Source organism: Lentibacillus cibarius (assembly GCF_005887555.1).
In the GTDB taxonomy this organism is placed as follows: domain Bacteria; phylum Bacillota; class Bacilli; order Bacillales; family Amphibacillaceae; genus Lentibacillus; species Lentibacillus cibarius.
Genome location: NZ_VCIA01000001.1, coordinates 229,370 through 254,675 on the forward strand (window position 1 = coordinate 229,370; position 25,306 = coordinate 254,675).

Sequence of the window (25,306 nt, forward strand, 5' to 3'; positions counted from 1 at the left end):
GCCTTTGGAAAGCGTATAACGTTCTTCATTCGTTACTTCTAATCGCTAGCGCAATTTGTCCAATCGTTTTCGCATTCATGAAGGTTTCCATTGGCAACCGTAATCCTAAATCGACTTCAATATTGGTTAGGATTCTTAGTGCATTCACTGAATCCCATTCTTCTAACGTTTCCGGCCCCATGTCTGGGGAAATTTCATCTATTTCCAGATCAAGGACATCTGCAACGATTTTGATTAACTCGTTTTCTGCTTTCATATGGTTAAAACCTCCTTCATTGGATGTAAGGCAATCCAGTCCGGTTTTGCTGAAATATTATCTAAAGAGTGACAATACATCACGTAATCCCGCTCTTTTCTGACCATCTCAAACCCATGATCTTGATAAAAATTTTGTACGTAACCATTCTTTTTTGACGGGATATACTCACCATACACCGCTGAAACAGCTGATTTTTTCGCAAGGTGTAGAATCCATTGCAACACAGATGTTTCAATTCCTCGTGAAAACACACGACAGCTCATGATAAAATTGCGAATCCACCATTCTTCTCGATCATGATTTCTTACCTTTTCAATGTAAACACTGCCAACAATCCCATTATCTCCAAAACGGTCCGTTGCTTGGAAGCCAAATATGAAATAGTCATCGTGTTCCGCGCTGTCTTGGATGACCGATTGTGTATATCTTCGAGTCGTCAAGTTAAATTGGTTTGTCCTCATATTTAATTGGTGTAAACGTGGCAGATTTTCTTCTGTCGGATTCAATAAGGACACGTGAATATCCAAACCATGCAAGTATTCTTCAATCGAAGCAGTAGAATTTTGGAACTCTCTCCGCTTTACAATTTGCTTATACTTATCTGTTCGATTGGAATCTTCTTTTGTTAATTCAATACAATTGAACCACCCTTGAGACAATAGGGTACCTGTATAATAAAATGGTTCCTTTGGCATTTCGGGAACCGCCACATTTGTCAAAAATTCTCTGATAAGGTTGCGTTCAAATGGATTATCATCGACAAACACAAAACTGTCTAATCCAATATTTAACTGAGATGCGATTCGTTTTAGATTTTCATGCTTAGCGTCCCAATTTGCATGAATGGTGACAAAATCGTTTTGTTTTAGAACCATGTCCGGGTGTTTTTCAAATATTTCTTGAACATTGCTTGCTTCATTTTTACTGTTAACCGCCAATAAAACACCTTGGCGTTGCAACATCTTTAATTTATTCTGAAAATCGACAAAGGCTTTACCTGGAGGTGTGCCCCCCAATTGAATACCGTTTAAACCATCATCACCGGCAATGCCTCCCCATAGTGTATCGTCTAAATCCAGTGCTAAACATTTTTTGTTCAACCCTAACAACGAACGGGAAAGCTTTAATCCCTCCTTGGCAATAGCAGCCAACATTTCATCACTCATACTCATGCTGGCATAATGCATAAACCTCGGATCACGGTACAGAGAAATGTCTTGCATTAATATGCTAAGATCCAGTGTGACCACTTGTTTATAATGGTCCGAAAGCTTTAATAATTTCGCTTCAAATAACCGCCATTCTTTGCTTAAATTTGCTTTCGATTTATAGTCAATAATCGATGCGTGTTGGTCTTGGGGAAAAGGTATAGTATTTGTCACAAACACCCCATTGCAATAACGTTGAAATGTTTCGATTAATTGCTTCAATTCCCTTAGCTTGTTTTTGGTGCTCTGTTTAACATCAGCTATTGTCCAATCATCTTTCCGACATTCTTCAAAGACCAATACTTCGTCCAATAAGCAAAACGTGATGTCTGGTTGAAAACGGAATAAATTGCTGTTTTCATCAATAAGTTCATACACATATTGGTTATATGGAGCAACATAGAATTCCTGCCATATCCCTTCTTGGATAAGCATAGCACGCAAATATCGATCAATAGAGTCCGAAGTGAAATTACCGATGACCGCGATTTTTATTGGGGTTAGGCCAATCTTTTCTGCTTCCGCCCAGTCTTCATAACACATATCCCGAAGAATATATCCGGCTTTTTCGATAGACGAAGTTGAGGATAATTGGTTCATCCATTGGATAACTTGAGGCAAAGACTTCCCTAGCTTACTCTCTTTTTTCATTTGCTTTAGGGCAACAATGATTTCTTTTTCATCCATCAATCTAAGAGCCCCCTTACTCTTTAATTAGCGCAATTCCGGTTTGAATCCATTTAGATGATTCAATGGCAGCACCTACTGCTCGCTCTCCTGATTTCATTTGTTGCGATAAAGCCTGCAATTGGATGTAGGGAAGGGCGTTCCCATTGTTTCCGGTTTCGGCTACGCAATTAATCGCTTTCAAAGGATCAATTTCAAGTCCCTCTACAATTTTATTTGTCATATTTCCGGAAAGTTGCGGTGGCAAAAAATAATCAACTTCCCCCTTAATCCAATCTTCAGCTTGTAACTGACCGTCTATTACTTCTTTTGACATTACAGGAACATGTTCTTCGATAGCCTTGTAATCTTCTTTTGCCGATTGAAATTTTTTACGCTGCTCTCTTTTACCCATGTCAGAAACATTTTCCGGAATGAACCCAAACCAATTCATGACCTGACCTGGTTTTCGGTCTAATCCAACAAATTCATTTATTATATTTTGAATTTTAATTCCGTCACAATCGGTCTGTGTTGATAACACAACCGCCCCGGCACCATCTCCAAACAGTGCATAGTTAATCAGTTCGGATGATCGCAGTTTTTTAAAATCACGGTTTAAATCCATATATTTATTACAGACATCTCCACCGATCACAAGGGCATTTGAAAAGGCACCACTCTTTAAAAATCGATAGGCGACTTCAATCCCTTGTATCGCTCCCGAACAACCAGCCTGTATTTCATATGTCGGAACGCCATTTAAACCTAACTGATCCGCAACAAGATTAACCGTTGCAGGCATCAAATGGTCTGGTGTTGCTGTCGACATTACCACCAAATCAATTTGCCCAGGTTCTATCCCTGACTGTTCCAGTGCTTGAGAGGCAGCCTCTTTACAGAGATCCTCCAATTGAAAAGTCACTTGTTTTTTAGAAAAATCAATTGCGAAATGACGTGTTTTCGTACCAATTAATTCATCGATCCAATCTTCACGGATGAATAAGAATTCTTCCATATCTGCATTTGTAACAGGCTTACCAGGTAAATATGTACCAACTCCCAAAATGTTTACATCCACGTTTTTTCCTCCCTCTATATAATTAAAATATCTTCAAAATGCTCTTGTTTTCTTAGAATTTCTCAACCACCAATTTAGGAGTATTACAGGGGGAAGGGGGGCATAGCTCAGAATACTGAAGATTCTAACATCCTCTAATCCATCCTAACGACTAAACTGGTAGTATTTGGTTAAAATAGGTATAACCATGCTTTACTTCTCCACACTACTTATGATCGCTCACCCTCCCATGTATCACGGGATTTTAATCCATACATTCCCTCGTCCTGCGTATCCACAAGGTGGAGGTCGGAAAAGCTCCTTAACTGGGTCGTTTGCCCGAATGGAATAAATAAGCTCCGACTCTGCATTATTGGTGTTTGTTGATTCCAGAAATCAAGTACATTTATTCATACATCTTGTTCAAAAAGCTTAAGCAGCCTGTAATGAATCGCTTTGCGATATACCCTGTAATAACTTACTCCCATCAAATTCACATTGTTTTTGTCCGATGGCGAACAATACACGTACTAACTTTCCACACAACGCAATAAGTGATTGCTGTTTCTTCAATGGACGATCAGGGCGGGTTGTGTAATGCGAATGCAACGCCTTAAACGTTGGGTTTTTGGCGACTAATGGCCGCACAGCCAAATATAAGGCTTTTCGCAGTTTCTTTCGTCCACGTTTGGTTATTTTCGTTTGGCCTTTAAATTTGCCGGAACTATGCTCCCGTAACGACAGTCCTGCCATATTTACGAGTTGTTGGGGGTGCTTGTATTTCGTGATATCCCCAACTTCTGAGAAAAAGGTGGCAACTGTCGTTGCTCCAAGACCTTTAATGGCTATCATTTCTTTAGCCCCTGGTATATCTTCCATTAGATCCGCTATTTCCTGTTCCAGTTCTTCCAACTGGTCATGGTACAATCGATATTGCTCCAAAAGGCTGTTTAATTCCTTCCTGGCAAAGCGCAACCCAATTTCAATACCAATGCTTTTGTTGGCTTTATCAACTAGATTTCTTGCTCTCTTAATTCCGACCCCAGCTTTCACGACGGTTTTCCATTGAGCTAATACTTCTTCCGGTGTCATGTCACGAATATCAGAAGGAAATGGAAAGTGACGTAATGTGAAAAAGGCTGTTTTTCCATCCCATTCTTTAAAGACATCGTCGAACTCCGGGAAGTATCGCTGAATGCTGTTCTGAATGCGTCCTTCAATGATCATAAGCTGTTTGGTTAGTTGATCTCTTAATTTTATTCCTTCTCTTAATTCGGCATAAATGCCTTGGAGAAGGTTCGGTACAGAGTATCTACCATCCTTCACAAGCTGTGCGATAACGCGCGCATCCTTTGTGTCGTTCTTGGTTGGGGAATTGTCATCGAGCTCTTTGGACTTCTTCACGTGCATGGGATTGACCAGCACAAAATCATTGTCCTTGGCTATAAGATAATAGGCTAGGCCTAGCCAGAAATGCCCGGTTGGCTCCGCCCCAAAAATGACATTCGTTTTTTCATTGTCCTTCTGAAGTCTGAAAACCCAATCTAGTAACTGTTGAAAACCATGTATTCGATTGTCAAAGACCAGTCTTTTGCCAAATTCATACCCTCGATCATCCTGGGCGCGTGCCACGTGTTTGTCCTTGGCAATGTCAATTCCTACAATTAATGTAGATGGAGTGATTTGCGATATTTTGCGATTTTGATTATAATTCATGTCGAGTCCTCTCCTTGGTATTTATCTATTTCGGGGTCAATGCGCATTGACAGCCCGTACTATACCAAGAGGGCTCTTTTTTGTTCAATCCTCAAATTTCTTCATTACAGGAATGCTCCTTATAAGCTCGTTTCAATTCCGGTACCAATATGAAAATTTTCTCCTCCAATATTTTTTACAGGTGGATTGATAAGTATATCCAAGGCTGGAATCATCTCTTTTAAATGAAGAAGCGCCGGTTTCAAACTAAATATTTCGACCATTTTTTTTGTTTTTCTTTTTTGCAATCGATCCGACTCTTTTTCATGATATCCAAATGTCATGACATTCACATTGATCTTAAAAGCGGATAACTCACGGGACAAACACTTCATCATCGAAATTTTCCCTTGATTTAATACTGGAGAGCTTGCATAGTCCGCATAGTATAAGGGATCATAGATCAACGGAAAGATAATTTCACCCGACTTTGCCCTTATCATCAATTCCGCAGCCATCTTATTAAAAAGATAAATCTGTTCGAATTGAGAAGAAATACAATCTCCGAAAGCTAAATCGTTATTTTCAAGCCATTGCTCTTCATTAACCATTTCATTTCCATGAATCAATATATCCAGCCCATCCATCCTATCTTCTATGGCCTTTTGAATCTGCGATAACGATTTTTCATTGGTATCTGGAATAATCATTGGGTGGTATCTTTCTTGCCATTCCGAATGAATAGAAGAAAAATACTGATCACTAACATCTTTGTTTTCAAAACATGTCATGACCTGATGGCCTTGTTCTAGTAGATACGATACGATCAACTGGTTAAACGGCTTATCTCCCTCCGTAATCATCACTCTTTTTTCCAAAGCATTCTCCTCCTTATCGTAAAAATCCGCCATCCACTTTTAAAACGGTATCATCAAGGTACCCACATAAATCTGATGATAGGAATAAAACCGCATTCGCCACTTCCTCTGGTTCCCCTAATCGTTTTTCGTTTGTAAATCGTAAAAAGTTATCAATTTTGCTTTGCGGGACATGTTTAATCATTTCCGTATTAATCATGCCAGGTGCAACGGCATTAATTTTCAACCCTTTACGTGCATACTTCCTTGATAAAAGGCGTGTCAACCCCATGATAGATCCCTTTGACGCGCCGTAGTTACTTTGAGCCTCTCGCCCAATCACTCCGGTTGTCGAAACGAGATTAACAATATTTCCTTCATTTTGCTCTTCCATATACGGAAGAACCGTTGTCGCGCAGATATATGTACCGAGAAAGTTCGTATCGTATACGTGTTTCCACTGTTCATTTGACATTTGAGTAATGAAGCTATCACCTGTTACTCCGGCATTATTGACGAGTACATCAATTTTGCCGTAACGTTCATTAACACTGTTCATAAGACCTTCAATAAAACTGCGGTCTGTAACCGAACCTTTGTATAATGATCGCTCGATCCCTTTTTCGTTTAAATCCCTTTCAATTTCGTTCGCTGCTTGATCATTACGAGCATACACACCTACAACATTGGCACCCTCCTCAGCTAATCGATAAAAAATCGTTTTGCCAATACCACGTGTGGCGCCAGTAACAATCACCGTTTTATTTTTTAATAACATCGCACGTTCTTGCATCTTGTAACCATCACTCCTTTCAAAGGAGTGGCCTAAAGAGCGAAAACTCTTAGACCACTCTTTTTATTTACATAGACACAGCATGTTGGGAAACTACAAAACTAGCAAGCGTTTCAACAGAATAAAAGTGTTCACGAGTTTCTTCTTCACTCATTCCTTGGAGTTTCACGTCAAACTCTTCCTCGAGTCCTGCAACAACATCCAGCGCTTCTACAGAATCTAATCCAATTCCATCACCAAACAATGGCTCTTGATCTTCAATTTCTTCAGGTGACAAGTCTTCAATTTCCAATCTTTCAATTAAAATGTTCTCTTTGATAATTTGCTTGATTTCTTCCATATTTTGCATGGAAAATACCTCCTAAAATGTTTTATAATTTTATTTTAACTATCATAAATGATAGTTAATTCACATCTCCAACAACCATTGCTATAAAATTACCATTAACGGATGAGCTGACAACTAACCCTTGATTTAACCCCTTATTGAGGGGGGGGCTTTCTATTGAAGCCGCTATTTCCCTAGAACAATTTGGGACATGCAAACCAGAATAAATACATTCAGCAGCAAGGTATAAGTGATTTAAAGCACTCGTAGATTCACCGTATCCGGTGTGGCGATTAAAGCAGATAACTTCATTGTCACTAAAAATTTCGGATAACCCTGTTTGCATGTTTTTCATTTTTTTCTGCCGCCCATCATTATTGTAAAAAACAAAATTAATCTCATCTTTCGTCGTACCAGCTCGATCCAAGGCTTGGTCAATCGACGCCTCTAACGGTTCATTACTAAATCCATCTTTCCTGTCGTCAAAAGCGAATCCAACCCCTTTAAGTTCAGCATAAATCTTGCTACCAGATGTTTCGGCTTCATTCAAACTGGCTAAGGTTAGGAAAGAACTTCCCTCCGTGAGTGGGAATTCACTATTGTCAAGACCGTATGCCTTATCAATTGCACTTGTTAACTCCGAGTGTTCATCCCCAGCGCCGACAAGACAATGATTATGAATCCTGTTTTTTACAATCTCATAACCATAAAAGGCACTCATAAGTCCATCATTTCCTCCAGTACTTAACGAACTGCTATAGCCTTTAATTTTAAGTTTTTTACTAATCTTTCCGGCCGTCGAGTTCAAAACCATGTCCGGGAAATATATTCCACTCGCGTGTGCCGGCGAATTTTTAAATATCTTATCTCAATACTTTTCGGAGCTTTGTAATGTTCCTCTTGATGTTCCATAAACCAGCCCAACCTTATATTCATTTTTCTCTGACATCACAACATTTGCATCTTTTAAAGCAAGATCGGCAGCACCAATACTAAATTGTGATAATCGGTTCATTCGGCGCTGGTACAGCGATTTATCGTATTCTTTCAAGGAAAAAGTACATTCATCAACGGGATCCATAGAACTGATAATACGTTCTAATGCCCCTCCTTGAATCTTTTCCTTTCCATGGACCATTCCTAATCCGGTAATGACAACCCGCTCTTCCTCATGACTTTTTGTAGAAGTCCTAGACTGACTTTCTTTCCAGTTTCGCGACACAACAGAGACATTATGGCCACCGAAAGCGGAATTATTGCATAGGAAATAAGCTGGCGAAGCCTTTTTCATCTCGTTCGTGATTAAATTATCATGGTCGCAACCCTCTCTAGGAGTTTCAAAGTTCACAGTTGCGGGTAATAACCCTTCCTGCATAGCAAGTAATGTAGTTACATACTCAATGACCGCTGCAGCCCCTAAATTATGGCCAAAATATGCCTTACTGGAGCTAAAATAAATAGTTGAAAACAAGTCTTCACCAAACAGTTTTTTCAACCCATTTAGTTCAGCCACATCATTTGCTTTTGTTCCAGTACCGTGCGTATTAACATAGCCAATTTGCTTTTTGTCTACATTCGCATGTTTTAGAGCTGAACTAGCAGCAAAGCGGATTCCTTCCCCTTCTGGATCTGGGGCTGTTTCGTGATACGAATCATTACTTAATCCATAACCACATATCTCTGCATAAATAAATGCATTCCGTTCTAGGGCTTTACTTAGCGGCTCAAGAACCAAAAAAGCAGATCCTTCCCCAAGGCTTAATCCGAATGCATTGTTATAGGGAGAACATGGCTTGTCATTCAACGATTGCAACACATTGAATCCTGCATATACAGTCGATGACATTGAATCTGCCCCACCAGCCAACATCGCATCCGCATACCCCTGTGTGATCATGTCATGGGCAAAGCCAATTGCATTACCACTTGCAGCACAAGCGGTATTGAGTGTATTTACCGGACCATTCAAATTGAAATATGTTGCGACATCATCACCTTGCTGATAAAAGGGATAACGCGCGGTATATTCATTATCTAAATGATGAACATCACCTTGCTGTTCAATAGAGTTGATACCGCCATTACAAGTTCCAAATGCAACGCCAATTTTTTGCCGTTTATTTTCTTTCAGGTTTAAGTAACTATCCGTTATCGCTTCTTTAGCAGAGATAATTGCATATTGCGCACAACGATCATACTGTTTTTGTTCCGTCTGGGAAAAATACTGATTCGGGTCGTAGTTTTTTAGTTCTCCTCCCATTTCACTCATAAATTCATCTGTCTCGAATCGAGTGATTTCTCCGATCCCTGTAAGACCTTTTTTCATATGGTTGAGAACTTCTTTTTTATGGTTTCCTATTGAACTTAAAATCCCGATTCCCGTGACTACACATCTTTCTTTTCTTTCCAATTAACCCACTCCTTGTTTAAAGTTCGAACCTTCCTTTTTACTATCTCAACTGTTAATAACCATCTTAAAGTCCATTTAAAAAATAACATCTTGCTTTTTTGTTGACGCATCACACTTAACGGAATATACTTCTGAATTTCTCCCATATGGTGTGGGGATCCATGTACATCATCAAACTCGATGAGTTCCAACTGTGACACATTACGTTTTAAATATTGCTTCTCAGAGCTGGGAATAATTTCATCACGTTCACTGAATATGTAATGCAACGGGATTTTTAATCTTTTAATTTCCTTATTATCGATGGCAAAGGAACGAATCGTATGAAACAAACAATCCGTATTGACCTGGCATAAATGAGCTAGTGTATTTTTCGTTGTATCAGGAACATTTTCAAACCAACGATCATTGGTATAAAAATGATTAACGGGAGCTCCGACGGTCGTAATTCCCCTGATACGGTCGTCTTGTAGAGAATATTTAATGCCGAGGTGTCCCCCAAAACTCATCCCAACAAAATAAGTTTGATCAACATCCGCACAATCAGCGAATGCATTTAATATGGCACCAATCATATGTTGGGATTGTTCATCATACGTTAGAGGATTCTCTCCCACCCCCGGGCACTCTGCAACAACAACAAAGAAGCCAAGTCTTGGACATTCGAGTAAAAATTTGTACCATTGCTCTTTAATGGAGACAATCCCTCCGATGACAATTAACAATGGACGTTTCTTACGGTCAAATCCAGATGCATATACTGGAATTTTTTCTTCTCCAAAACGGATATTCCGTTTTTCAATTACCTGGTTTTGTTCCATTATCCATTGTTCAAACACATTCACACATTTTCGATAAGCTTTTTTACGTTCTTTAGAGTTTACATAAGGAAATCTTGCAAAGTTGTAACACTGTATCGCATGAAGTTTTTTGTTGTCACGTAAGTACTGGTCGCCTAAAGCCGTCCATTCATAGACCCAAGAACCAGGAACATCTCCCTCTTCGCTTTCCATTCGGTTCATGACAGATTGTATTCTTTTCGCATTAAAGTTTTGGGATTGGACATGAAGGCCGACTAAGTCTTTCAATTCATTTAAATAATCGCTCATTGTAAGACCCCCCTTTCCACTGATCACACCATGGGCCCATAACTTGAATCAATCGAAGCTTTTGGCTCCAGCATCTGATTAATAATTTCTACGATTGTATTCACATGCTGTTTAATGAAAAAATGTCCTCCACTAAAAGTATGGATCGTACATGTTTTAGAGGTGATCGATCGCCATTTTTCCAAGTTATTTGTAACAAGTTCATCCTGATCCCCATGAAAAATGGAAATATCAGTATCTAACTTTGCATTATATTTGCTGTAGTCGAAGTTTTCCGACATCAAAAGGTCTGAACGCAACACAGGCAAAAACAGATTTAATAGCTCGCGACGTTGTAGAAGTTCCTTCGGTATCCCGCCCAATTTGAATAATTTTTCATCTGTCCATTTACTGTTAATCTTCTTATCATTTTTTTTGGTTGCAGTTAATGGAGCATTTACTCCTGAAAAATAAATATGAACCGGACTCTTCATACCCATACATTGCATACGATGTGATAATTCGTAAGCCATCATGCCTCCCATACTATGACCAAAAAAGGCATACGGGGTATAATTGTCTAAGTTTTCTGTTATAATTCCGTATAAATCATCCACCGCTTCTTCAAATGTTTGGTAAAGAGGCTCGTTTGCCCTACTCCCTCTGCCAGCAAGTTCTATTGGATACAATTCAACGAAATCTTTGATTTTTTTTTCCACGGTGTAAATACCCTGGCGGCCCCTCCGGCGTAAGGGAAACAAAAAAGCTTAATTTTTTTCATTATCTCCCCCCCTAACCGTTACAAATTAAAAGTTCCTTTTGGATAGTGAAAGAATTAGGTTTATATATGCAATTGTTCTCTTAACCAATCATATTGTTTGTGTGGGTAAGTCACCTCATTTCCATGACAAACACACAATCTCTCGGGTTTTAGATTTTTAATGATTTCCCCGCTTTTTATCGCCTGAGTCATATCAGCTGTAAATATTGACATTGGTTTTTGAATACGGTGTTTTTTACTTGTGAATAGATCGCCGCCTAGTAAAACGTCATCTTTTTGATGGTAATAAACGACATGTCCTGGTGAGTGTCCTGGTGTGTGGTAGGGTAGAAGATCTCCAACCTGTTTTAATTGATCTCCATTTTGTTCTAATGGTTTTACAACAGAAGGTTGTATTAAAGTTTGTGCTTTTTTTCTACGGGGATATGGTAACTTACCTTCCATATACGGTATTTCTTCCGAATGTACATAAATAGGAATATTTCGTTTGGATCTTATCCTTTTGATTGAACCAACATGATCAGCATGACCATGTGTTAATAGAATACGTGATAATGGCCCAATATCTAACTTATGAATCGTCTTTAAAATGCCATTGGCCATGTTTGGCATGCCGGCGTCAACCAGAGTCACGCCATCTCTATCCTTGACTAACCAAACATGTATAGGGATAATCATCCAAATTTTGATGCTCCAAATATGGCCTGAAATTTTTCTAACTTTCATCTTGGTCACCTCCTACGTCCATTCCTGCAATAAGAAATGCAACTGATTTTTCTAAAATCGGCATAACTCTTTGGTATAACTGATCAATCGACTCCTCTTTATAAATATAGGTCATGATCAGCCCATGCAGATTAAAGAAAAATATTCTCGAACAAAGCAGTTTTTCATTTTCATCTGTAATCTGAAGGCAGTTTTTCACTGCAGTCTCTAAGTGTTTAAAAAGTAAATTTCTCGCAACATTCATTTCAAGATTCGGATTGACATCAACACGTTCTGCACCAATAGTAATCAATATAGAATACATACTTCGGTTATTTAATGCAAAATCTACGAAATCTTTACAAACGCCTTTTAATTTTTGTAACGGTTTTAAATATGGATCCTGCAGGGTTTCTTCCATTTTCTTGCTTAATCTCAAAAGTGGTGGCAAAGTCAATTCTTGTAATAAATGCTCCTTATCTTTGAAATAAACATAAATGGTTGAGTGGGAGTATCCTGCCTTTTGAGCAATATCCCTAATCTTAACAGACTCATAACCTTTGACAGAAAAGAGTTCTTCAGCCGCCCTCAGAATTACTTTTTTTGTGTTTTTTGCTTGTTGTTCTTTTTTATTCATTTTGTCATTTCCTTATATTAACCATTGGTCATCAATTCATGTCTTATGATAACCAATGGTTAATGGTTTGTCAACCTCTCGTTCGACAAACTTTTACTTTATAGCGATTTTTTCCCCAATCCTCGAAAAGATACATTCCAAAACATTAAGAACTAAATTATACTCTGTCAAAGTAATGGCAGTTGCCCTAACGATTAAGTTAGGGCTTTTGTGTTTATGGTTGTTCCCACTTTGGACAGAAGGTATTCTTTTATACTTAGAAGTATATAAAAGTAGCAGTGATAAAACTTAAGTTGAAGTGTTAATGATGTATTGTTTAGATTAAAGAAGGGGAAACATCAACCCAGGCTAACTGGTAATCATCTTGGCAGATCAGTTATGTCTTATTCTTGAATAAGATGGAATTTGCCTCGATGATATAAACGGAATTGAAGTGACAAACGTATATTCATATAGCAGATATGGGGGCTACTATGGAAGGAGACAATACATCAACATTATATTTCTATCCATCAAAGGTCAAAAATTTCTTTTTGTTTGTGATGGGATTGGCTTTTATAGCGTTCGGCGCTTTGGTATGCGGCGCCGCTTTCTACGAGGGGGATTATGGTGTTAGTGTGGTTGGCGCATTATTAGCATTGTTTTTTGGCATCATGGTCTTTGCTATCGGTAAAGGAATACTAAGTTCTAGACCTTATCTTATTTTAACGAAAGAAGCATTAATAATTAACGCTGTAGCTAAAAACAATGCATTTTCCATTGAATGGGATGACATCATAGGGTATAACATTCGAGATGTGAATTTTAGTAAATTTATAGGAATCATACTGTATGATGAGGAAAAATATCGTGCTCGTAGTCATTCACGTGAAGAAAATAATCGTTCTAATTCGCTAGACTTGGGGCTGTTCCTCCACTCCCATTACAGGAGATTCGTCAGTCGTACCCCTACCTTCGCAAGGACAAATGTATTTTAGCTTTCGCCTTATTACAAACGTTTCAGATGACAGTCCTTATTTCAACGTTCCTTACTTCCCAAGTACCTTACAACGTAGCTATCCATTCCAGACGTAGGTGCTTTCCTTTAAGCCTGCGAGCTTGATACCGCCATTGTCCGGTATAGCGTATTTCAGAGGGCGCAGTTTTACTTTACACCACTCGCCCCAACGTTAGTTGGGACATAGCTTTACACTATGTTGAATCTTTAGACCCTTACATTCGGAAGTTTGTCAGTTCGCTTCTAATGGAACATTCTCACCATATCTAGTTTTTCAGCCATCCGGCATATCAGTTAACATACCTTTTCCAATAGGAATGGCTTTAGCCTTCCTTCTGCCGACTCTACCTGTGCTTCGTACCCCATGAACTGTCATTCATGACGCACGCAGGAATATTGATGGGATAGTTTCAGAAAACTTGGTTCCATCATTCCTATCCTCCGTTGCAAAGTTAGAATCTATCAGAATGAATTCCCTGCATTTCACGCTGTGAAGCGCTTATAGCAGAACTTGTCGCGCGCGCCCTATTCTTGAATAAGGGAATATCGGATGTACTTTTCTAAGAAATGAATCGGAACTAACATTAGAAGTGATATACAGATTGATATAACTAAAGGTGCATACAAGCTTTTGATCATTAAAATCATAAACAATGCAGTTGGTATAACAATCATATAGTTTCCCAATGATTCCTCTGATTCCCTATGTTTAAAAATAAGACTTACCCATACAATCTGAAACAACGCAAGGATAGACCCATAAAAAATATATTCCGGTTCCCAAAGACTCAATCCCCATAACGTTATAGCCAAGCCAATGGTTAAAAATATATACGCTAATAAAGACCATTTTTTAGCATTCATTTTACGTGATTTTTCCATTTTCGTACCTCCAATGTTTAAGAGAAAGATGTTCCATATTCTGGTCCTATTATGGCACAACGTTGTACGACAATTGTCAGCAATAGGTAAGCCTTTGAAGTTATCTCCAGCTTTTCCCCTGCTCCACACAGAGCGTGCAGGTTTCCCCGCACTCCGCGTTCCATCTACCAAAATTACTCGATTATAAGTTCCTCGTTACTTCATATTTGAGATTTTCACACGGATTCAAGCTTACACTTTTCGCGGAATCGATTGACCTTTTGAATCATTCCGCTAGTAAGTTGAAATTTCCTTTTGAGTTCATCAATCATCTCTTTATCCATAGTATGAATCAATCGATGCACGTCTTCATGGATAATGCGAAGGTTATTAAATTGATCACTTCCTCCAAAATTTAGCGGCAGGTAGTGATGACAATGGACATCTGAAGCAGGTAGCTCCATACCTGTAATTTCGCATTTACCCATTTTCATGCTGTACCGGCTGATTCGATTATCCAAATATTCAACGCTTCGGTTCGGAAGTGTTGATTTCATCAACTCACCAACTTCCCGTTGGATATCCGGGCGCAACTTTTTGTGTATTTTATCCCTGCCTTCTTTGGTAAAAGGAGTCATTTCCGGACTGAATCCCATGGTGTTAACCGTTTTAACATCCGCTAGCGGGAATAAATATACACCAGCGATTTGAAATGTTTTAAAGCTACTGTGATACAGCTTTTTATAAGTTGGCGGTGGATTAGCCGGACGACCGTATTTACCTACTGGTCTGAGATGATTATATATGAACGCTCTTAAGTCATAGGCAAGACGTGAGAACTCCAGATTGACCTTAGTAGCCCTTTTGAAATAATAATGTATTCCCAGAACAAAACTGTTAAAACGCAAAGCATTAAGAGCCGAAGGCGACGACCTGATTCTGCGAATCAGCTTCCGTGCTTCTTCCTTGATTTTACGCTTTTTATCCGGTTTAATACCGGTACGTGCGACTCGCTTTTTACGCTTTTTATTGGCACGAATAGTGAAGCCTAGAAATTCGGATTCCCGTTTCCGAAGATTCACGATTTGTGATTTTTCCGGCGATATATCCAATTTCAAACGGTCTTTAAGGTAAAGCCTTACAGCGTGGTACCATTTCTGAGCTGTTTTGCCGTCCTTACAAAGTATTTTAAAATCGTCCGCGTAGCGGACGAGATATCCTTCTTTTAGGTTCGTTCGTTTCTTGGCATGCCTTGCAGAATCATCTGAGCTATATGGATTAGTAAGAGGAAACGTCTCCCATTGTCCAGCAACCCATTGGTCAAGGTCATTGAGCACTATGTTTGCCAATAACGTTGATAATAATCCGCCCTGGGGTACGCCCCCTGTAGGTATGCCTTCCCCATCAATTTCAGCTTTCAGCATTTTGTCAATGCAGGCTAATACCTTCCGGTCTTGAATCCCCATGTTCCACAGTTGCTTTATAAGCAGCGTATGGTTAATATGGTCAAAGAAACTTTTAATATCAACGTCAACCACAAAGTGAAAGTGGGATAGATTAATAAGTTGTTGAATTCTTGCCATCGCATGGTGCGTCGAGCGGAGAGGCCTAAATCCATAACTATGCTTATAGAATCTGGCTTCCGCGATTGGTTCAAGTACCTGTTTAAAACTTTGTTGGATAATGCGGTCTAGGATACAAGGAATACCTAGAGGTCTCCACTTTCCATTGCCTTTATCTACCCATTTCCGTCTGACTTTCTTTGGGCGATAATTTTCTAATTGCCTTCGAATTTCCATTACTAGTTTTGTTTCAGGCCACTTTTTCATGTCATGGATAGTATTCCCATCGGTTCCAGGTGTTTTGGAACCCTTATTCGATTTAATGGTACGATAAGCTAGTAAAATATTTTCTCTTGATGTGATAATGCCGTAAAGATGAGAAAAGGGTTGTTGTTTTAAGCTTTTATCGTACAAGTCTGAAAATGTCTCCGTCATTTCGTAGTAATCCCAATATCGTAAAGCTTGCACTGTGGCACCTCTCCTTTCGGAGTGATGTTCCCACGTTCTTACCCGACCGGTGCAATACACGAATGGAAAATAATCTTTCAATTTCGCTAGACTTGGGGCTATTCCTCCACTCCCATTACAGGAGGTTCATCAGTCATGCCCCTACCCTCAAAAGGATAAATACCTTTCGGCACAAGCCTTATAGTAACCGTTTAGGGTGACAGCCCCTGTTACAACGTTCCTAGTTTTCCAAGTCCCTTACAACCTAGCTTTCCTTTCTGAACTTAGGTGTTCCCCTGTAAGCCTGTGAGCTGGATACCGCCTTTGTTCGGCATAGCGTGTTTCAGAGGGCGCATTTTTACTCCACACCACTCACGTCATCGTTAGATGACCTATAAGATTTCCTTATAGTCAATCTTTAGACCCGTATGTTCAGTTGTTCGTCAGTTTCATTCCGCTGAAACCATTCTCACCTTATCCAGTTTTTCAGCCATGCGGCATATCCGTCAGCATACCTTCTCCTTGGGAGTGGCTCCAGCCTTCGTTCTGCCGAATCTACCTGTACTTCAGACCCCATAACCTGTCAGTTATGACGCATGCAGGAGTATTGATGGGATGGTTTCGGGAAACATGGTTCCGTCATTCCCATCCTCGGTTGTAACGTTTAGATAATAATCTTGTATAATCTACTGCCTTTCACGTTTGAACACGTTTATAGCAGAACTTGTCGACCGGCGCCCGATTGCTTAAGATTGTATTAGTATGATCACTATCCCTAGAATACTATTTTGAAAACAATTCTTTTACAAAGTCCTGATGTTCTTGCGGAATCCATTTTTCAATCTGCTCATTGGATGGTGCAGCAATCACCTCATAAGCCATATTATGCTTTAAGGCTATTTCATCAATTCTTTCAATACTATCAAAATTGCCGTCCAATGAATTTTCCCAGATTTCAACATGCTTACCATCCGAGAAATGAAAAGTGTACATTCCACTAAAATTATCAGAGGTGTCACCCTTATCAAAATAACTATAATCCAGTGTGATCTTTTTGACACCTTTATCCCAGCTATACTTACCATCGCCTACCGTCCAATATCTGGAGTATCCAACCCCTTCTTTTGTAACAGAAATATAATTGTCCGCAGCAAAAAACATAAATGGAGATGAGACAATTACAAGCGCTATAAAGCCATATAGCACCCCCGAACCATACTCTTTAAATTCTGCGAAATGATACTTTTTAAAAAGTAAGTTTTTAACAAGAATCAAAAAAATTACGGTAAGAATCCCTAATCCCATCGAAAAAAATATGACTGTCATTGCTCCACCCATCGGAAGACTAAAATAAACAACACTTTCATCAGTATGTATAACCTTCATAATATACCGTATAATTCCGATCCATCCAAAAATACAACCTAAAACGAAAGCTACTAAGAAAGCAGTATTAAGTTTTGATTTCCAACCACTAGTCTTATTATTTTCTTCCATTTCCATTTCGTTTTTCTCCACATTGTCCCTCCTACGATTTAAAGTAATTCAAAAACCCCTGCCATTCATTACAATAATTTTTGTATTAGCTATTTTCCTTTATTATAATACTTTGGTAGATTAATTCACGTTAAAAATCTGACTCCCACAAATGGTTATACGGATGTAGGATATCTGTAGTTTCAAGATATTATTTTACTGTACCCCGCGTTATACATAAGTAATTATTTCAAAAAATAAGAGATAATCCGGTCGACTCAATTAACACAAAGGACGCTTCCTCTATTAAGGATTAGCGCTCCGTTTGCTTAAACCATAATCAATACAAAAATTATAAAAACAATTACTGGGAAGATAATAAAAAACCAGTTTAGGCACTGTAGCAACCATAACAAAAACTTATTCTTTTTTATTGCATATTGTCTAATGTAAGAAAAAGAAATTAAACCAAACACAGGTGTTAAGAATATTAGTGGTCCACCGTAGTTTGGAGGAGAGGCGTCTATTAATTCCTCAACCATAAAACCCACTGAAATAATGTTAAGGCCCAGTAGCAATAATGGGATCCATAAACGAAACTTTTTCGAGTTGTTAGGCATAAAAATGCTCCCATTACCCTTGTGTATTAAACGGACGCTACTCTTATTCAAGAATGGCACCCGATTGCAGCATACTCAACTCACTTGTTTATAAGTATTTTTCGCGTTAAAACTTCCGGCCCTTCTTCCTTAAGAATAGTATTGTACTATCCTTAAGACGCAAAAATTTGGTAACCGAAAAACATAATAATGAAAAAGCTAAAAGACATAATCAAATTCAAAATGGTTAAGATAACACTCTTACCCAAAACGCCTAGGGCCATGCCGATTGGACCAACAATATAGACTAACATCCAAAAAGGACTGCTGATTTGGAAAACGACATTAGGGATCCAAAGTAAAAGGCAAATAATGAAACAGAGTAATGACCACTTCTTTAATTTAGGATTCACTCTAAATCAACTCCATTCCTATGGTGTAACTTTAAAGCATCTATTCAAAAAAACCGAATACAGCTGCCAATGAAATGATGGTAAACGCAACCTACAACGGCTAATTCATATTATCATCTTGTTTATAAGTTGAACTTAAGGGAAAGGATCCAGTTCAGAAGCACGCTTTCTTATTATAGTGATAGGTAAGCCTTTGAAGTTATCGCCAGCTTCCCCCCCACCTCACACCGCACGTGCAGCTTTCACCGCATACGGCGTTCCAACTAGTCCAATTTCAATTAATCATCGGCACTTTGTGTGCCTCAATTCTTCCGTTTCAATAAGTCGGTGCCGTCCAGTGGAAGGTGAACCTCTATTAGTCTTACAGGAACCTTATTGTCCGTTAAAGATTTGCCTTGCATGATTAAATGTTTCTTCATTAGTCTAGTGGCTTTCCCTCCATGTTAATTAGACATTTCATTAGTACTATGCCACCTCTTTCACCGATATAAAGACAAGTTATACAGTCACTATTATCATGAATGCTTTCCTTGTCACCGTTTCAATGGCAGTAAGTCCTCCACGTTATCAGCTTACCACGTTGAATATTATCTGTTATGGAACAGACTTAGGCGCTTCCTATGAGCCTGTTAGCATTGCATGTGCCTATAACACAGGATGGACTTTTATATTCCGGATTCTTACTCATCCATAGCTAACCCTACATTTGGTAGTATATACATTTCTGTATAACGCGCATCTAGACCCGTACATTCAGAAGTTCGTCAGCAATACATTATATTGTATTTAATTTGCATCCTCGCCTTACCAGTTCAACCCAAGCACCATGATTTACACCACCCCATCGGGTAGGCTTTCAACAGCCGGACTGTTACGGTAAATTCTCACGCCTATTAGTCGAGCTTATAACACGCGTTTCCTTACTTAACCGCGTGCTATTCGACGCAGGGGAAGCCTTTCAGAGCGTTACCTCCTCATTCGACTTCTCGACATAATCCTTCAGTAAATTAAAATTAAACTGCCTGACCTTTACCGAAATTGTGTAATCACATTTCATTTGAGTCAGGAACGTTTCACACCCAGTAATGCGCCCGATTCAAGAACACCGTTCTCCCTAACAAATTACGATATGCCCTCATTCTGATTACTTTCCCGTTCATTTCAGGGCCGATTTCATTCATACCCATTTTACGATAAAACCATACTGCAGAGACAATAGTCGGGGAGACCCTTAGATGGTATTCACCAACATTATTTCTTTTAAAAAACTGCTTTGCATAATTGTATAATTCTTGCCCCTTATCCTTTCCACGCTTATAAGGAGTTAGGTAAAGATCGCCTGTTTGTTCAGTTTTAATCTATCGTCTTTCAGCTGACGGAGAACGGCCAAATAACTTATGGGCCCTTATAGTTTATCAATCCTTGAACATCAATGGTTCCAGCTATACTAATGATGCATCAAATAAATGAAAAAAAGAATCCGTTTCTGTTAAGTTTTTTCCGTTTTTTACAAATCCGCACGCGAAATAAATTTGGGCATCAACAATTCTTGAACTTCTGGCGCAGAACCATGAAACGGTTTGATTTCGACCAAGCAACTATGGGCGGTTGGCCCTTGCGCTAGTGAAGAAGTACCTTTGTCGGCTGTCAAGACATTCGGGTTGCCGTGGTACTCCAGGCTATTAGATCCCTCGGTATCGTCTGGACAATACCATGCGCCTGTAGGCAAACTAACGACACCTTGCATAATGTCGTCTGAAAGTCTCGCTCCTGTCAAGCAAGCACCTCGATCATTAAAAATCCGTACAAGCATTCCGTCCGTTATCCCACGCTTACATGCATCAGCAGGATTTATAGTAACCGTCTCCCTCCCCGCTGTTTTATCCTTATGGCTGAAAGCTCCGAAATCGAATTGACTATGAAGTTTATTCCGTGGTTGATGAGAGATCATGTGTAATGGAAAACTACTTGCCCGAGGCGCTCCTAACCATTCATTTTTATCAAACCATTTCGGATGCCCGGTACAGTCAGCATATTTAAAGGATGCGATTCTACTCGAGAAGATCTCGATCTTCCCGGAAGGTGTCGACAGCGGCTGGGCCTTAGGATCGTTGAGAAAGCGTGACATAAAGTTATTTCGTCTCGGCTTCATCTTAGGCTCTGCATATAAAGGCTCGCCCGTCTCCCAAAACTCATCAAAGGGAATCAATTCGGCACCTGCCTGTTTGGCGTTATTCCTACTAACTTTATAAATGTTTTTCAGCCACGCCATCTCATCGCGACCTTCTGAAAAAGCTTCAAGCACACCCAGTCTTTCAGCCAACCCGCAGAAAATTTCATAATCAGTTAGAGATTGCCCGTAATTCTCTAGCGCCTTTTTCGACGGAGTAATATGATAATCATCTTTGCTGCAAATAACATCATTACGCTCAAGGAAGGTGTTTGCCGGGAATACGATATCCGCGTGACGTGCTGTAGCTGTCCAAGTCGAATCATGAACAATCACGGTTTCCGGCTTCCTCCAAGCACGGCGGAGTTTGTTCAAATCTTGGTGATGATGAAATGGATTACCGCCAGCCCAATAGATTAGTTGAATATCAGGATAGGTTCTATTTTCTCCATTGTATGCGTAAGGGCTACCTGGATTCAGCAGCATATCAGCAATTCGGGCAACAGGGATCGTCTGCTTGATTGGGTTCCGGCCTTGCGGAAGACTGCCCCATGAAAAAGGGTTTTTATGATAGTAACCTGAACCATTACTACTCCCCCATCTAAGTCCAAAACCGCCACCTTTCTTTCCTATCGATCCCAGCATAGCGGCAAGCACGATGGCGAGCCAGAAGGGTTGCTCGCCATGTTCTGATCTTTGTAGTGACAGGCTGACCGTTATTAACGGACAACGTGCATTGGCAAGTTTTTCAGCGAGACGTATAATATCTTGTGAAGGAATATTAGCGATGGAGGATGCCCATTCTGGATCCTTCATAACACCGTCAGACTTCCCCAGCAGATATTCCTTGAACTTGTCATATCCGACTGTGTAACGATCAAGGAACCTAACGTCGACCTTGTTGTTCACTTCAAGGTAATGGGCAATTCCAAGCATAATAGCAACGTCTGAGCAAGGTCTTGCAGCAATCCATTCAGCCGCAACATCCCTTGGTATATCGGATTGAATGGGGCTGACCGAGATGACTTCGGTTCCCGATGCCGCAATCTCTTCTATCACATTTCTTTCGTGGTGGTCAGTGACCCCACCTGGTTTTACTTGGTTATTATACTGATTCAAACCTCCGAAGGCAATGAGCAAGTCGCAGTTCTCGATGATCTCGCCATATTCTACCACATCGTCTGCAGTTCCATAATCCACACCAATTACATGGGGAACAATAACTTGGCAAGCGGCCGCAGAGTAATTGTTCACCGATGCGACGTACCCGCCGATAGTGTTCAAGAATCGGTGGATCTGACTTTGGGCATGATGGAATCTCCCGGCACTGCCCCATCCATACGATCCACCATAGACTCCGGAATTTCCTGCCTTTTCCTTTATGTCCTTTAATGCGGATGCTGCCAGTTCAAGTGCTTCGTCCCAACTTACCGGTACAAAAGGTTCTTTTCCGCGGGATTGACGATGATTTTGATCACCTCGTAAATATCCAGCTCTAACCATAGGTTGAGCAATACGGAAACGGTTATCCATCGCATCATACAATAGTTCTCCAATGGGGGATGGATTAGAGTCCGTCCGCGCAGGCTGTACATCAACAATAGCACCGTCAGTAGTCTCAACTTGATAGATTCCCCAATGAGTACCAACCATCGCCTTTTTGTTCTTTTGCATTTAAAGTATCATTCCTTTCGCTGTGCTCAGGGCACAAAAATGTAATGAGAGAAACTCTCCCTCCAATCCAGAAGACTAGTGGAGAACTACTGTTATTCGAGAAGGCTTATTTTAAGTACTATCGCTCGATATCATAATGCGGAACCATTCCACAATACCCTGTCACACTAACTCCTGCTAAACAAAATAAATCGACCAGAATACACCGCTAACAACAAATAAATGTACAATAGTGAGACCCCGGTAATCGGCAGCAGACAACTGAAGACTGCGATAGCTGGTACGGTTTTTCCCTTTTCCATATACACGCGAGTCAATCGCTTCCGCAAGTGTTTCCGCTCGTTGAATTAAAGAAAAAAGCAGCGGAATTAGCATGGGTAAATACAAGAACAACCTTTGAATCAAGGAGCGCTCTTTGACATCGATCCCTCTTGCTTTTTGCGCAAGTACAATACGATCAAATTCGCTCACAATCGTCGGGATGAAACGAATTGCAATTGTAACCATCAGGGAAAACTGTTCAACAGGAATACCCAAACGGGATAATGGCTTGAGCAGTCGCTCTAAACCGGCAGTTAACGATAGTGGCTTTGTGGTGAATGTAAGTATAGATGCCATTAAAATAAGCAGTACAATCCTCCATGCAAACCGGATTCCCTGATATATTCCTTCCTGTGTTAAATGGAAGACAGACCATTCCCACAGGACAACCTCTCCTTTAGTAAGAAACGCATTGTACATAGCTGTAAACAAAAGAATAAACAGAATTGGACGTAAACTTTTCCAATAGTATCGTATCGAAACATTTGAGATGAACAGAAGGAAAAAAGTAAAGACCGTGGCCAGCATATACTCCATCACTGACTGAATCACGACAAACCATACCATGATACTGACCATCGAAACTAGCTTTGTACGCGGATCAAGCCGATGAAGTATCGATTCCTTTTCAATATACTGCCCCAGAATAATTGCTTCAGACAAATTGTGCACCTCGCTTGGCCACTACTTTGCGAACCGCTGCTAAAATATCCGCTTCTCTGCAGCTGGTGATATCTACATATTCTTTCGTCAGTTTTTCTACGCAATCTTTCAGCTGAACAGATGGCGGAAGAATCATCCCGCTTTCTTCCATAAGATTTCCATAATGCAAAAACAAAGCTGTCGCATCCATATGTGTGACAATTCTGCCACGCTGCATAACGATCACACTATCTGAATACTCGGCAACATCCTCCATTTGATGGGAGACAAAGATAACAGTATTGCCTTCTTCTTGCCAGCGTTTGATTCCTGCTACTATTTTCTTTCGACTTATGGGATCAAGCGCTGCTGTTGGTTCGTCTAACAGCATAATCTTCGGTTTAGTTGTCATGACGGAGGCAATCGCAAGTTTTCTGCGCTGTCCGCCACTTAGTTGAAATGGGGATTTAGCAAGAAATTCCTCGGACAGATCAAAAAGCTGCAGTATTTCTGAGATGGTATCATTTATCTTTTTTTTCGAGTACTTTTTTTGTTTTAAACCTAGCGCAAGTTCTTTATATACTGTTGTCTGGAAAAATTGATGTTCAGGATATTGAAAAACATATCCCACTTCGGAAATAAATGTCGTACCAATACTTTTTTTTCGTACAATCTGCCTATCGTCGAAAAAATATTCTCCACTGTCGATAGTAACTAATCCCTTTAGCGTTTTAAGCAATGTTGATTTTCCTGAACCGGATGTTCCAATAACGGAAATCCATCTCCCTCTAGGAATAGAACAGGTTATATTATGTAAAATTTTTTCTTTACCGATACAAACATTTATATCTTTTAATGTAAAAATCATAAAGATTCAACCAACTTTCTCCAATCCAGAGAGGAATCGACAGGTGTATTTAGTGTCTCGGATGCACGGAAGACAAAAGGTTTATCCAGTCCGTAGTCAGTTACGGGAATAGTTGTAAAAAATTGGAATGGAGAACCGTCAAATCGCAGTTCACCCTTGTGAACAAAAAGAATACGTTTCGCTTCTAATGCCTCTTCCATATGATGGGTAATATGAATAATCGTTATCCCAAGTTGATTCAACTGGCGCATTATGGCGAGTATATCTTGCCTCCCCTTTGGGTCAAGCATAGATGTCGCCTCATCAAAAAGAATATAGCTCGGTTCCATAGCCAAAATAGCTGCAATGGCAATCTTTTGTTTTTGCCCGCCGGATAGGTATTGGGGCATCGCATACCTGTATGACGACATTCCAACCATTGCTAGGGTCCTGTTAATACGCTCATCCATTTCCTCTTTAGGAACCTGAATATTTTCCAGACCAAACACGATTTCATCTAAAACAGATGTCGTAATAAACTGATTTTCCGGATTTTGAAAAATATATCCAACATGCTTTCGAATAGATTGAATATATGAATTATTAGCTGTTTTCATTCCAAAAACTTTAACAGACCCTTTTTTGGGAGTAAGAAGACCATTCATCAATTTTGTAATGGTTGATTTTCCACAGCCATTTTGACCGACAAGGGCGACATATTCCCGTTCTTTTATGGAAAGATTGAGATTGGAAACAATCGGATTGTTATTTTGATAATAAAAGCTAACCTGATCAAACATAATCATAAAA

The 25,306-nt window shown here is 39.7% G+C and carries 22 protein-coding genes; 1 reads left to right on the forward strand and 21 read right to left on the reverse strand.

What is annotated here, in order from left to right; genetic code table 11:
• Positions 1-25 precede the first annotated feature (25 nt).
• The 13 genes from FFL34_RS01185 to FFL34_RS01240 all read right to left on the reverse strand — a co-directional run bounded on the left by FFL34_RS01185 (position 26) and on the right by FFL34_RS01240 (position 12,487).
• Entirely contained in the window at positions 26-256 is a 231-nt protein-coding gene (locus tag FFL34_RS01185) for an acyl carrier protein (RefSeq protein WP_138600611.1), read from the reverse strand.
• Positions 253-2,154: an HAD-IIIC family phosphatase gene (locus FFL34_RS01190; RefSeq protein ID WP_234031542.1), complete on the reverse strand. Its 1,902-nt coding sequence runs from the start codon at positions 2,152-2,154 to the stop codon at positions 253-255. The genes FFL34_RS01185 and FFL34_RS01190 overlap by 4 nt, the downstream gene beginning before the upstream one ends.
• Before the next feature lie 16 nt (positions 2,155-2,170).
• Positions 2,171-3,214 carry a ketoacyl-ACP synthase III gene (locus FFL34_RS01195; RefSeq protein ID WP_234031389.1) on the reverse strand — a complete coding sequence of 348 codons (1,044 nt, stop codon included), beginning with the start codon at positions 3,212-3,214 and terminating at the stop codon, positions 2,171-2,173.
• A gap of 411 nt (positions 3,215-3,625) precedes the next feature.
• On the reverse strand, positions 3,626-4,909 hold the full coding sequence (locus FFL34_RS01200) for an IS110 family RNA-guided transposase (protein ID WP_138600615.1): 1,284 nt from the start codon (positions 4,907-4,909) through the stop codon (positions 3,626-3,628).
• A gap of 119 nt (positions 4,910-5,028) precedes the next feature.
• Positions 5,029-5,766, reverse strand: coding sequence for an SDR family NAD(P)-dependent oxidoreductase (locus tag FFL34_RS01205; protein WP_171046235.1), 738 nt, complete (start codon positions 5,764-5,766; stop codon positions 5,029-5,031).
• Between the two features lie 13 nt (positions 5,767-5,779).
• On the reverse strand, positions 5,780-6,538 hold the full coding sequence (locus FFL34_RS01210; protein WP_234031390.1) for an SDR family NAD(P)-dependent oxidoreductase: 759 nt from the start codon (positions 6,536-6,538) through the stop codon (positions 5,780-5,782).
• Positions 6,539-6,605: 67 nt separating this feature from the next.
• Positions 6,606-6,887: a phosphopantetheine-binding protein gene (locus FFL34_RS01215; protein ID WP_138600619.1), complete on the reverse strand. Its 282-nt coding sequence runs from the start codon at positions 6,885-6,887 to the stop codon at positions 6,606-6,608.
• 55 nt (positions 6,888-6,942) lie between these two features.
• Positions 6,943-7,587 carry a hypothetical protein gene (locus FFL34_RS18500; RefSeq protein WP_234031391.1) on the reverse strand — a complete coding sequence of 215 codons (645 nt, stop codon included), beginning with the start codon at positions 7,585-7,587 and terminating at the stop codon, positions 6,943-6,945.
• Between the two features lie 147 nt (positions 7,588-7,734).
• Positions 7,735-9,276: a beta-ketoacyl-[acyl-carrier-protein] synthase family protein gene (locus FFL34_RS01220; protein WP_234031392.1), complete on the reverse strand. Its 1,542-nt coding sequence runs from the start codon at positions 9,274-9,276 to the stop codon at positions 7,735-7,737.
• Complete coding sequence (locus tag FFL34_RS01225) at positions 9,252-10,385, reverse strand: alpha/beta fold hydrolase (protein WP_138600621.1); 1,134 nt, start codon at positions 10,383-10,385, stop codon at positions 9,252-9,254. Before FFL34_RS01225 ends, FFL34_RS01220 begins: the two co-directional genes overlap by 25 nt.
• 23 nt (positions 10,386-10,408) lie before the next feature.
• The gene (locus tag FFL34_RS01230) at positions 10,409-11,083 is read right to left on the reverse strand and encodes a thioesterase II family protein (protein ID WP_171046236.1); all 675 of its coding nucleotides are present in this window, start codon (positions 11,081-11,083) and stop codon (positions 10,409-10,411) included.
• 122 nt (positions 11,084-11,205) lie between these two features.
• A complete protein-coding gene (locus FFL34_RS01235) occupies positions 11,206-11,871 on the reverse strand; it encodes an MBL fold metallo-hydrolase (protein WP_138600625.1) in 666 nt (221 codons plus the stop codon).
• Entirely contained in the window at positions 11,861-12,487 is a 627-nt protein-coding gene (locus FFL34_RS01240; RefSeq protein ID WP_138600627.1) for a TetR/AcrR family transcriptional regulator, read from the reverse strand. Before FFL34_RS01240 ends, FFL34_RS01235 begins: the two co-directional genes overlap by 11 nt.
• A 473-nt stretch (positions 12,488-12,960) precedes the next feature.
• On the opposite strand from FFL34_RS01240, the gene FFL34_RS01245 reads away from it, so the two are divergent.
• Entirely contained in the window at positions 12,961-13,464 is a 504-nt protein-coding gene (locus tag FFL34_RS01245) for an STM3941 family protein (protein ID WP_138600629.1), read from the forward strand.
• A 545-nt stretch (positions 13,465-14,009) separates the two neighbouring features.
• On the opposite strand, the gene FFL34_RS01250 is transcribed toward FFL34_RS01245, so the two are convergent.
• The 8 genes from FFL34_RS01250 to FFL34_RS01290 all read right to left on the reverse strand — a co-directional run bounded on the left by FFL34_RS01250 (position 14,010) and on the right by FFL34_RS01290 (position 25,302).
• On the reverse strand, positions 14,010-14,366 hold the full coding sequence (locus tag FFL34_RS01250) for a hypothetical protein (RefSeq protein WP_138600631.1): 357 nt from the start codon (positions 14,364-14,366) through the stop codon (positions 14,010-14,012).
• A gap of 215 nt (positions 14,367-14,581) precedes the next feature.
• The gene (ltrA, locus tag FFL34_RS01255; RefSeq protein ID WP_138600633.1) at positions 14,582-16,375 is read right to left on the reverse strand and encodes a group II intron reverse transcriptase/maturase; all 1,794 of its coding nucleotides are present in this window, start codon (positions 16,373-16,375) and stop codon (positions 14,582-14,584) included.
• Between the two features lie 762 nt (positions 16,376-17,137).
• Entirely contained in the window at positions 17,138-17,872 is a 735-nt protein-coding gene (locus FFL34_RS01260) for a hypothetical protein (RefSeq protein ID WP_138600635.1), read from the reverse strand.
• Between the two features lie 2,043 nt (positions 17,873-19,915).
• Positions 19,916-20,200: a GNAT family N-acetyltransferase gene (locus tag FFL34_RS01270; protein WP_138604633.1), complete on the reverse strand. Its 285-nt coding sequence runs from the start codon at positions 20,198-20,200 to the stop codon at positions 19,916-19,918.
• A 149-nt stretch (positions 20,201-20,349) separates the two neighbouring features.
• The gene (locus FFL34_RS01275; protein ID WP_138600639.1) at positions 20,350-22,665 is read right to left on the reverse strand and encodes a molybdopterin-dependent oxidoreductase; all 2,316 of its coding nucleotides are present in this window, start codon (positions 22,663-22,665) and stop codon (positions 20,350-20,352) included.
• Between the two features lie 198 nt (positions 22,666-22,863).
• On the reverse strand, positions 22,864-23,670 hold the full coding sequence (locus tag FFL34_RS01280) for an energy-coupling factor transporter transmembrane component T family protein (protein ID WP_138600641.1): 807 nt from the start codon (positions 23,668-23,670) through the stop codon (positions 22,864-22,866).
• Entirely contained in the window at positions 23,663-24,517 is an 855-nt protein-coding gene (locus tag FFL34_RS01285; protein ID WP_138600643.1) for an ATP-binding cassette domain-containing protein, read from the reverse strand. The genes FFL34_RS01280 and FFL34_RS01285 overlap by 8 nt, the downstream gene beginning before the upstream one ends.
• Positions 24,514-25,302, reverse strand: a complete 789-nt coding sequence (locus tag FFL34_RS01290; protein ID WP_138600645.1) for an ATP-binding cassette domain-containing protein — start codon at positions 25,300-25,302, stop codon at positions 24,514-24,516. The genes FFL34_RS01285 and FFL34_RS01290 overlap by 4 nt, the downstream gene beginning before the upstream one ends.
• Positions 25,303-25,306: the final 4 nt, after the last annotated feature.